This window comes from Acholeplasma equifetale ATCC 29724 (assembly GCF_000687735.1).
Classification (GTDB): Bacteria; Bacillota_I; Bacilli_A; order Acholeplasmatales; family Acholeplasmataceae; genus Acholeplasma; species Acholeplasma equifetale.
Window position 1 is genome coordinate 75,492 of the sequence record NZ_JHXL01000005.1, and the last position, 11,516, is coordinate 87,007.

The 11,516-nt window shown below is 26.9% G+C and carries 10 protein-coding genes; 1 reads left to right on the forward strand and 9 read right to left on the reverse strand.

Going from position 1 to position 11,516, the window contains the following annotated elements:
* Positions 1 to 44: 44 nt before the first annotated feature.
* From T434_RS0103785 to T434_RS0103810, 6 genes are all read right to left on the reverse strand, one after another.
* A complete protein-coding gene (locus T434_RS0103785) occupies positions 45 to 293 on the reverse strand; it encodes a hypothetical protein (RefSeq protein ID WP_026399970.1) in 249 nt (82 codons plus the stop codon).
* Positions 294 to 840: 547 nt separating this feature from the next.
* Positions 841 to 1,425, reverse strand: a complete 585-nt coding sequence (locus tag T434_RS0103790) for a hypothetical protein (protein ID WP_026399971.1) — start codon at positions 1,423 to 1,425, stop codon at positions 841 to 843.
* Positions 1,412 to 4,006: a UvrD-helicase domain-containing protein gene (locus tag T434_RS0103795; protein ID WP_162150696.1), complete on the reverse strand. Its 2,595-nt coding sequence runs from the start codon at positions 4,004 to 4,006 to the stop codon at positions 1,412 to 1,414. The genes T434_RS0103790 and T434_RS0103795 overlap by 14 nt, the downstream gene beginning before the upstream one ends.
* A complete protein-coding gene (locus tag T434_RS07905; protein WP_162150697.1) occupies positions 4,003 to 4,377 on the reverse strand; it encodes a hypothetical protein in 375 nt (124 codons plus the stop codon). Before T434_RS07905 ends, T434_RS0103795 begins: the two co-directional genes overlap by 4 nt.
* A 54-nt stretch (positions 4,378 to 4,431) precedes the next feature.
* Positions 4,432 to 4,710: a sigma-70 RNA polymerase sigma factor region 4 domain-containing protein gene (locus T434_RS0103805; protein ID WP_156934089.1), complete on the reverse strand. Its 279-nt coding sequence runs from the start codon at positions 4,708 to 4,710 to the stop codon at positions 4,432 to 4,434.
* A 338-nt stretch (positions 4,711 to 5,048) separates the two neighbouring features.
* On the reverse strand, positions 5,049 to 8,093 hold the full coding sequence (locus T434_RS0103810; RefSeq protein WP_026399975.1) for an AAA domain-containing protein: 3,045 nt from the start codon (positions 8,091 to 8,093) through the stop codon (positions 5,049 to 5,051).
* An 800-nt stretch (positions 8,094 to 8,893) separates the two neighbouring features.
* Between T434_RS0103810 and ald the strand changes: the two genes are divergently transcribed.
* Positions 8,894 to 9,997, forward strand: coding sequence for an alanine dehydrogenase (gene ald / locus T434_RS0103820; RefSeq protein ID WP_026399976.1), 1,104 nt, complete (start codon positions 8,894 to 8,896; stop codon positions 9,995 to 9,997).
* Between the two features lie 164 nt (positions 9,998 to 10,161).
* On the opposite strand, the gene T434_RS06870 is transcribed toward ald, so the two are convergent.
* The 3 genes from T434_RS06870 to T434_RS0103835 all read right to left on the reverse strand — a co-directional run bounded on the left by T434_RS06870 (position 10,162) and on the right by T434_RS0103835 (position 11,302).
* Positions 10,162 to 10,521, reverse strand: coding sequence for an integrase core domain-containing protein (locus T434_RS06870; RefSeq protein WP_162150698.1), 360 nt, complete (start codon positions 10,519 to 10,521; stop codon positions 10,162 to 10,164).
* 23 nt (positions 10,522 to 10,544) lie between these two features.
* Positions 10,545 to 10,964, reverse strand: coding sequence for an IS3 family transposase (locus tag T434_RS07680; protein WP_084301074.1), 420 nt, complete (start codon positions 10,962 to 10,964; stop codon positions 10,545 to 10,547).
* A gap of 74 nt (positions 10,965 to 11,038) precedes the next feature.
* Entirely contained in the window at positions 11,039 to 11,302 is a 264-nt protein-coding gene (locus T434_RS0103835; RefSeq protein WP_162150699.1) for a transposase, read from the reverse strand.
* Positions 11,303 to 11,516 lie beyond the last annotated feature (214 nt).

Sequence of the window (11,516 nt, forward strand, 5' to 3'; positions counted from 1 at the left end):
AAAGTATCCTATACGAGCATCATCTTCAGCCTCACGGGGTGTTCTTATTTTTTGATAACTGGCATCAATTCTTCATTCCATGCTTTTCTTTGTTTCTCTATTGCATCTCTAAAAATATTCACCATATAATCATGTCTTTTAACTCTTTCAGGTAAATAATATACTGTTTTCCGTGGTTTATTTATTACATTGTATATGTCTTCATCTAGGTAGCAAGTAACCATCATACGCTTAACATCAATTCTTGTTCTACCATTTTTAACCAACAGCCCATAATACTCTTTGTTGTACATGGCATATTTTTCTTAATTTCTAATTTGTCGTTTACTGTTTTTTTTCATATTTCCCCCTAAGAAAAAAGAAAGGCAAGGTTTTATCCTTGCCTGTCCAACACTTTAAATTTGGACTTTTAAAGTATTAGTTGCAAGGTACTGACACCACTCTGTGAGGCTTCATCTATGATTCTGAATCGCACTATAGGTATTGTCAAGAATACGTTTCTTAGACATTGCTTTCTATCCGAAGACTTTGTGCCTTGCATAGAAATATACAACCAAGTTTAATTATTGTCAAAATCGCTTGGTTATTTTGATTATAAATGAAGCTTTTTAATTTTACAATGTACTGTTGGTTCAAAAAAATAAAAGATGCCTCAAATAACGAGGACATCTTCTATTTTAAAGGGCCTTTATATATAACCTTAAATTTATATTTTTGTTCTTAAATTATACCTCTACTATATGAATCTTATGAATTCAATATATCAAAACAATATTTTATTTTAAGTGTCTATTTTTTAAAAAAACAACTCAATCTCAACTCATTTTTTACATTCAAATATTATTTACTGTTTTTATTATCATTTAAGAAATTACTTTGAACATTTCCTAGTTTACCTAAAACTTTATTGATGAGTTTATTATTTGTTTTAACTTCATTAATCAACTCATCATATTTACTTACAATTTCAGCACTATTAGCTATTTTACCAAAACGTTCTATACGACTATTTAATGTTTTTTGATCATTTTCTAATCTATTCATGATTTCTCTTACCGTTCTATTGAGTCTTTCGGTTGTTTCAGTTTCTTTTTTAACCATATTTTCAAATGATTGAAATCTTTGTTCATAGGTTTCAATCATTTCAACAAATAAATTTCTTTGATTTAAGATTTTTATGATATCATTATTAATTTTTTCAATGGTTGATTTTAATTCTTTAGCGGTTTGCTGATTTTTTTCTTCAAATTCTAATAGTTTTTTATTCGAAAGAACTTCTTTAAATTTACTTTCAACATCTACCGCTGCTATAGATAGATTTTTAGTTACTTCTTTAAGTTTTCCAATTTCACCAATAGCTTCTTCCAACTTTGTGTATGCATCTTCTATCGATTTAACAATTAAATCTAATTCATCGTTCTTCATTTAATTTCCCTCTTTTAATGTTATATATTTGAGTTTTAATCTTATAACCATTAAGTGCTGACATAATTTTTATAACTTCTAGCATGATTTTTTTATACTTGTATTCAAGTACTGCCGAATTATTTCTTTTTAGTTTTTGGACTAAATCCATGAATTTAACATCTCCAAGTAATTCTTTAATTTCCTCTAATGATAATTTTTTCAATCGATACCCATAAATAATTCTAAATAGTAAAAATCTATTTGTGTTGGTGAATCGATATGCATCTTCTTCATAATCTTTTTCACCAACTAAATTAATTAAACCTTGTTCAATTAAGTCACTATTACCTGAATTTAATCTAGAAAATGCGGTGGATATTTGCATCATTCTGCGATTATTAATTTTTGTATAAAATTCAAAGGCACGCTTATAATCACCTTGATTAAAGTAAGTTTCTGCTTGTTTACGACGATTTTCTTCTGTATCATATCCTGTAATGTTCATAACATCAATCGCATTTTCTTTTATTTCTTCAAACAAGCGTGATAACTGTTTAATAATCTTTAAATTTGGATTATCTTCATATAAATAAAGATTTATTCGTCCTCGCGTAATTGCGACATATAATGTATTAAAGTAAAAACGATATTGAAGAGCTTCTTCGCTACCTTTATCAATCTCTTGATTCATAATTTTTTCCCAAGCTTCGGCATAATCAGACGCTATATTATAAGCAATTATCTTTTCAAATTCTTGACCTTTAATCTCTTGTACAGTGTAAAGGTTTGTTTCCCCTTTAATACCAAGACTATGTTTAATTGATTTTTTTGCATTATCATTAGAAACTATAATCGCAACATTCGGGACATCAATCCATTGACTCATGATTTCTAACATTTCATCTTTATCAACTTTAACAATTACAGGTAACCCTTCTCGTTTTTCTAATTCGGTAACTTCTTCTTCAATATCATATGAATATTTACCTATTGTTTTCCTTCTAATTGCTAAGAGTTCATCTAAAACATTTATAATATTTTCGCTATTTCGATAATTTTCTCTTAAAGTTACTGAATCATTTAATGATTGATTAAAATGATGCTTAAATATAACGCCCATTCTTCCATCATGGAAAAAAGTTGGATTAATTACCTGTGACACATCACCTGACATAAAAACTTCTGATGAATTTTTTACAAGTTTAACTAAAGATAATATTTGGATTTCTGTTAAATCTTGAATCTCATCTATTAACAAATAATCAAACTTTTGGTCGAAACTTCCATCATATATTTTTTTTATTAATAATCTTGCAAGATCATTGTCATCAAATAAGTCGTTATCCTTTAAATATTTTTGGTATTCTTCTAATACAAAATCATAAATAACCGCTCGTTCTTCTTCATTGAATCTTGTATATTTTGATTTCATTTGATAGACATATGAATATCTATCAAGTAGTGGTTCGTCAATATCTTGATTAATCAAATATTGATGAAATTTAGGATTATCACTCTCACAATAACTTGCTAATCCTATGCTGTTTTTAATGTAAAATCTTGAATTAGAACCCGGTATTCGTTCAATGTATTTTTCTTCTAATAATAATTCAATTTCGGCAGGTGATAGTAATTTATAATTATTAGAAAACTCAAGGATTCTATATCGATCATGACCACTATAACCCTTGATTAATCCTCTTATTTCACTCCATAAATCAATAGGATCAATTTTATAAATTAATTTATATTTGTTTGAAGTGTATTTTGATTTCATCCATGATAAAAATATATCTAAACTCATATATTGAGATTCAGATATTCCTAGTGTATCCATCATAAAATTTTTGATAATATAAAAGGAAGTTTTTCCAACAATGCCTGATAGTGATGAATATTTCTTATATAATTTTTCAGCACTTTCTTTCAACATTTTGGTATATGTAAAGTATGCTTGATGGATATTTGAGTGTGCATTTTTTAAAGCTTTACTAATTTCTACTAACGTTTTTCCCGATCCAGCACTTCCCATTAAAAATACAGGGCCTGGTATATTAATACTTTCTAATTGATTATTTGATAATTTATAAATCGCTTTATGATCAATTTTTGACATTTCTTCTAATAACTGTTCATCAGAAATGTTATTCTGAATAACATATGTTCTTAAGAATTGGCGTCCTAATTGATTATTAAAATCTGAATCATTTCCAATATATGCATCATCTTTATCATCTTCAACTGTTAAAAACTGCATATAATTGGTAAATTTAGAGTCAAAAAACTTCCCTAATTCTCCTTGAGATTCATGGGAAGTTACCTGTAAAAGGATTAAACCTTTTTCATTTTCAAATATTTGATCATCTTTTTCTTCGTATTTGCATAAACATCGGGCGCCATCTTGATTATCTATATAAAATTTAAATATACTTTCGGTACCCTTCATTTTTTTAAATTTGTATTGATTAATAATTTCTTGTGTAATTGTTTTTTCTTTTTCAATTGCTTTCACAAGTTGTAATATCTTTTTATAGTACCTCTCGTGTTTTTCATTTGGTATCCCCTTAAAGAGTAACTCAGGATTATAGTATAACCTCATTCATATCCCCTTATTAATGTGCTATTCTCATCTTTATTATACCCTTTGAGTCTTTCTATCTCATCATAAATAGCCTCTTTGATTTTATTAACTTCTTTTAAAGTGTAAAATCTTTTTAAAAAATATATTTTTCCATTATCTTGCTTATTTTTTATTATTCTTTTAGTATCTAACAAATAATTGATACTTTCTTCATATTCTTCATTTGTTAATTCTGGATATTTCCCATATACTCTAGAATCCTTAAAAAAATTCGCATTGGGGCCTTCGTTTCCTCGTAATACTGTTCTCATCGTGATATAATAAGCATCTCTTCTTTTTATCATAAACTCGCCGAATAAAAATAATATATCTTTTGATAATTGATTCATATTTTACCCCTATTTATAATATTAAAAAATAATGCTTATTAATGCCTAGAAAAATTAAATTAGGGACATTTCTTTCAATTTATTCTTAATAACGTAAATAGCTTTAGCTTCATATTTAATAATTGAATTTCTGCTCTTATTTAACATTTCTGCTAATTCTGAAAATGTCTTTTTTTCATCACTAATTACTCTATTAAACAAAACAGTTTGTTCATTTTGAGATAATTTATCCCATATCAACTGTTTTAATTGTTCATCATGATAAACCTTTAATATCATTTGTTCTGCTGTCATTTCAAGATGATTTGTTAATTTTTTTACATTATTCCCCACTTTAAATCCCACCTTTCTAATTAATAATATTATATCATGAATTTTATTAGTGAAATCATCATTAAAGAAGGTATTAATCATATCACATAAACCTATTAAAACTATTATTTATTCTAAAGGTTACATAATTACTTAAAAAGATCACAATATTGAATATATAATTTATGAATAGTAATCTTTTAGGAAAGTATTCGTTTAAAACGTATATAAAAAGAAAAAGAGCAGAGTTATATGTAAAATAAACATTTAACTCTGTTTTTTGTTTAAGTTGTTTTTTAAAGAAGGAAAAGTGAAAGAAAAACAATTAAGCATTAAGCTATGTTCAAAACTTTTCCTACTTATTTTAGAACATCTAATAGTATCTCTTTTATGTACATATATCGTCTTGAATAGTCATTGTGTATTCTAATAAGTGTGATGTTGTTATCCTTGCAAATTTTTTCTTTTAATTCATCTCTTCTTCTAACATCAGAATCTATATAATGTTCCTCACCATCCAATTCAACGACTACTAATGGTATTAATAAATTATTAATTTTTTTGAATATGACTAAATCAAATTCTGATTTTAATCCATAATCATATTTAACCGGATCAGTAAAATTATCTAATATTGATGCAACTCTAACTTTATGTTTAAGTACAAATTTATAATTTAATGTCAAAATATGATTTATTGTATCAATGAATTCTTGCTCTTTTTTAGTGTTATAATTTCTAAAATTTGCTCCATTAATGTATTGCGTTGTATTAGACTCTGTTAATTCAACATTTTTTCCATTGTTCATAACATATGTAGTTAATTCATATAAGTCATTAGTAATCGATGATCTTTTCTTAATTTCCTTTGTATCAGCAACTAATATAAACTTCTTTTTAGCTCTTGTGGTTGCCACATTCAATAATTCTTGATTATTTTTTACCCAGTCAAATGTTTTATCATGTGAATGTTTTGTAATCGCGCAACTTAAAAAGATAACATCTTTTTCATCACCTTGAAATGTATGTATTGTACCAACATCAATATGACCATAACCTTCATTTGATAACATATCTTTTAATAATGCTGCTTGATTTCTAAATGGTGTGATAACACCAACACTTTTATAATTATTAGTTTTTAGACTTGATAATATAGCTTCGCCTTCAGCTATAGAAATGTTTCTTTCTGCTTGTTTTGGAGTCTTGCTTGAGTCAATATGAATAAATTCTAATGCTGCTTGAGTAAATATATCTTTAGGTGTAAGAACTTTCAATTGATTTTTGTAGTATTTTTTATTACTAAATTCTATAATTTCTCTTCTAGAACGATAATGATATCTTAATAAAACAAATTTTGATATTGTGTCTTGTTTCTGCATAGTTAAAAGAATTGAATTCTTTAAATAATCATAAGCTGAAGGTATTTGATATTTGCTCATTAATACGCGGTTTGTCTCAGGTGCAATTGAAATAACGGGACTTAATTGGTTTTGATCACCAACAAGAAGTAGTCTCTTTCCTCTTGAGATAGCAAATAGTGATGGCCCAATTGAACATTGTCCTGCTTCATCTATTATAACTAAATCAAAATATAGCTTTTGTGGCCCTAATTTATAAGCTGATTGATTCGTCGTTAGAATAATTGGGAAAATTCTTATTAAATTATGAAAATTTTCTTCTTTTGCTGTATAACTATTAAATGCTTTAACTTTTTCATCATCATTATCGCTTTGAATAATATCTAACAATTCTTTGTTTTTGGGTTCAAAAATACGTTTTATATTTTTTATCGAAGTAAAAAACAGCCACGTTAAAAAGTTATTATCTACTTTTGTTAAAAGTGGTTCGATATCCTCATTATTTACCGGTTTTAGTTTAGATAATTCATTTTCCTTTGAATTAAGGATTGCACTAATTGTAACTTTTTTTAAATTATCGTTAAGTTTTTCTTGAAGTAATTTAAGAGCATCTATCTCTTCTTCTAGTTCGATGATGTGTTCATACCTATCTAATAACATATTTATTTCTTTAAGTTTCTTTTTTTTATTTTGAGCTCGTAATTCTAATTTTGACTCATCACTTTGGTATTTTTGATATCTATTTATAATTTCTTTTAACCCATTTAATGATTTTAAAGTTTCATCACTATTTCCTAGTCTTAAAAATGGTAAAGGAATTGGTATATCCTTGCTTTTTAAGTTTTGAAACTTTAAAAAAATATCTGATATTGGTTTATTATTGTTTGATGAAACTAAGACTGTTTGACCATTAAAAAATGCAGATATTAATACATTGATAATGGTTGCTGTTTTACCCGTCCCAGGAGGACCTTGTACATATGTGATTGGTTGAATTAAAGCATTATATATAACACGTAATTGATCGATATTAGCTTTATTATCCAATACTACTACGTCAACACCACTTCTTCGATTGAGTTTATCTTTACTCATGTTTCCAAAGAATGCTTCTAATGGCGTTGATAATTTATTAACTAATTTATATGATTTTATTTGACTAATTTCTTTTTCTATATGAGCATAGTAAGATCTTCTTAATTCCACGATATACGGTCTATCATCGATAGATTCACCTTTATATCTTTTCACTTCTTTCATAAGTAAGTCTTTAGCAAGCTCTTTGTTTTCAATAAATAGTTTAGTGAAATCATCAGTTTCGATATCTAAATAGTTTTTTAAATTATGTTTATATTCTTTCATCTGGTCACTATAAAAATCATAATTGAATAAAGTATTTGGAGATAAAACGAGTGCCTTTTCAATTGGATTGAAACTTAACTCTTTATATGCAATAACAAATAACCCTTTATTCGTATTAATAGAGAGTAAATTAAGGGCTAGTGTGACTATTTCAAATATATTTTGCTGATCGTTTTTTGAAAGTCTTTCAAGTTTTGGTACTAAATCACTGATTTGTTCGATACTCAATTTATATTTCTTATTTAGAGGAAGATTTTCTAAAGAATCACTATCAATTCCCCGAACTAGAGTGAATTCTCTTTGATATGCAACTTCTTCATGTTGCATACATTCTTGGATATAATCAAGAATTTCATCATTATAGGAATCATACCCTAACCAGTCTAAAGATTTAATGTTTCGATTAATATCTTGTATTAATTCTTTTGGTTGTTCATAGGTGGTATTGTTTACAACAAAAGCATCTTGAATTCTATCAAAACTAATCCATGTCTCGATTAAACCTTGATATTCATTTGAAATTTTAGAAATATTAAAAGCATCAACAAGAAATGATTTTCTTTCTATGTTGATTTTCTTAATAGCAATCCAATATTTAGTTATTTCCCCATTAATATTTTCGTATTCAATTGAAAGCCAACGAGAGGCTTTAATAGCTTGCGAAATATATTTATTAATCAAAATTTAATTACCCCTTTATCGACTATTTACTAATAATATTATACCATCTTAGACAAAATAATATTAATACACGAAAATATTCACTTCACTCAATATTACTTGATTAAAAAATCATAAGCTATTTAAACATTAAAACCTACTTATAAATAATTTACGTTGAAATTAATTTATATTTTAAATTTAATTTCATAATAAAAAACCCTTTAGTCTTTCCAATCTTACTTGGTCCAACTATTGGGGTTCATATCATCTCTGTATCTTTATTTTGTGTTAGGCTATCTATTTTAATACATTTACTCACCCCAATTAAAATTTGTGCATCTCCACTGATTTTTACGCACCTTTAAATTAATTATTTTGGTGACATTCATTCAATATCTTTTAAAACTACAATATATCCTATTGAAAATGAAAAAAGGTCAGCAGATTGCTCACTCATATTATTGATTTCTTCAAGTAATATATTTGCTTGTTCTGTAGTGTTAGATGCACATATAATATCGACACCACCTTTTGATAAAAAAAACTCGGAATTGTAAAAACTGCTAATAAATTTATGTTGTTTTTGATTTTTTCAATGATATATTTAGGGCTACATAAGATGTTTAAAAGATATGTTGATATTATTGAAGGAAAAGAATTTACTATGACATTTGAAAGTGATGTTTATTTAGAAATAGATGGATAAGAACATAAAAAACATTAAAAAGATAATTGTTAGAAAGTAAGTAGATTACTAAAAATATTAATAAATTTATGTTATACTACGAGATAATCTTAAATAAAAGGAGAGATTATTTATGAAAATAGGAACAATAAAAGAAATAATGGAAGGCGAATATCGAGTAGGACTAGATGAAAGTAGTGTTGCTGACTTAGTTTCAAGCGGACATGAAGTATATGTACAAAAAGGTGCTGGAGTTAACTCTGGTATTAGTGATGAAGATTATTTAGAAGCAGGAGCTAGATTAGTAGATACTGCAGATGAAGTATGGAATATAGTTGAATTATTAGTTAAAGTTAAAGAACCACTTGGGCCAGAGTATAAATACTTTAGACCAAGTCTAACAGTATTTAGTTTTATGCATTTATCTGCTCATAAAGATTTAACATTAGAATTAATGAAAAATAAAACAACAGCAATAGCTTATGAAACAATTGAAACTGATACAAAAGATTTACCATGTTTAAAACCAATGAGTGCAATTGCTGGAAAAATGGCTGCTATTGTAGGTGCAGAGTACTTACAAAAAACAAAAGGTGGAAGTGGAGTATTAATTTCAGGTCTACCAGGAGTACCTAGAGCTAATGCAGTTATTGTAGGTGCAGGTAATGTTGGAGTTAATGCACTTGAAATGTTAGTAGGTTTAGGTGCTAATGTAACAATTATTGATGTTAATTTAGATAAATTAGCTGAATTAGAATATGTATATAAAAACAAAATTGAAACATTATATTCAAATAGTAAAAACTTAAGAAAATCAATTAGTGAAGCAGATTTAGTTATTGGTGCAGTAAGTTTACCAGGTGCATCAACACCACAACTTATTAAAAGAGAATATTATAAAAATATGAAAAAAGGTAGTGTTGTAGTTGATGTTGCTATTGACCAAGGTGGAGCAACAGAAGTAAGTAAACCAACTTCACATCAAAATCCTACATATTATGTAGATGGAATTTTACACTACTGTGTACCTAATATTCCAGGTGCAGTACCTCTTACTGCTACTAAATCACTTAATAATGCTACGATTAAATATGTTAAAATGATCGCAAATATGGGAGTTAAAAAAGCAGTTTATACTAATAAAGAATTAAGTCGTGGTCTAAACATATTAGAAGGAGAAATTGTTTATAAAGCAGTTGCTGAATCATTAGATTTAGAATATAAAGAATTAGATTAATAATATTTAAAACATAAGAGTTCTTCAATAATATTGAATAACTCTTTTTTATATGAATAAAAAAGGCTTTTTAAGCCTTTTGATATGATACCTCTAAAGTAGACAAGTTAAATAATAAAATATTTGGACTATCAATACTTTTGTGGACAAAAAGTTAAGAGAAATCAAGAATTCTGTAAATCGAATTCATTAGGTGTCATATATCCAAGTGATGAATGACACCTTTTTTTGTAGTATACTTCAACATAATTTAAAACATCTAACTTTGCTTCAGACTTTGTCTTATAATATCTTTTTGGTAAAACCTCACGTTTAAAAGTTTTAAAGAAGGATTCTACCAAAGCATTATCATAAGGATTACCTTTGTTACTATTGCTAGTAATAAAATTGTTATTTTTAGCCAATGTTAGAAAATCATATGATAGATAGATAGTCCCTTGATTTGTATGAATAATAAAGCCTGGTTCTGGCTTTTCATTTGTAATAGCCCTGTTTATAGTATCTATTACAAGTGATGTTCTCATATGGTTTTTAAGACTATAACCGACTATCTTAGGGTATATAGATCAATAAACACTGATAAATATAAGTTACCTTCGGCTGGTATTATATAAGTAATATCACCAAACCATACTTTATTTTTTTGTTCGGCTATAAATATTTGATTGATTAAATTAATAGTAGCCAAATTATTTCTTGTCTTTTTACACTTATATTTATAATTAGAACCTCTTGCATAAAGCCCCATTGATCTCATGAGCCTTATAATCCTTTTTCTACTTAAAACTAATCCATAGTTATTAAATAGAGCGCTCTTTATTCTACGACATCCATATCGACCATAGTGTTCATTAAAAATAAGTTTAATATAATCACTAATTACTTCATTTTCAATTGCTGACTTAGATTTGGGTCTAGAAGCATAAGCATAGTAACCTGATCTAGAAACACCTAATAATTTACACATAAAATTTATGTTGTATTTATCATTATTTTTTTTAATAAATTCAAATTTAACTATTGATTTTTCTTTTGGAAGGCTCAGAACTTTTTTAACAATTCTAATTCATCTTTTAGTTGTTCATTTTTGGTCTCTAGTTGTTTTAGTTTGTTTTGATAAATAAAATCATGACTTCCTTTCCTAGGAAAAGCTAAGTCTCCATATTTATCAAATTCACTAATCCATCTATACAAATTGTTAGGATGTACTCCTATATTAGTAGATACAGTTTTAACACTAAAGCCTTCCTTAATTACTAATTCGACAGATTGAACTTTAAACACTTCAGAAAATTTTTCTCGCATAAATAGACACCTCTTTACTATTGTTATATCTTTATTCTCTTATCTTTGTGTCTATTTTATTATAACCATTCCAATTTTGTTGTGAGTGTGAATAAAGGACAAAACTCCCTATCTTCAGTTTTAGGAGTATCTAAAAGTAATTATTACAGATGGCTTAAAAATTTACCTAACGAGAGACCTGAACACAAACTGAAAGATGAAATAACGCGTTTAT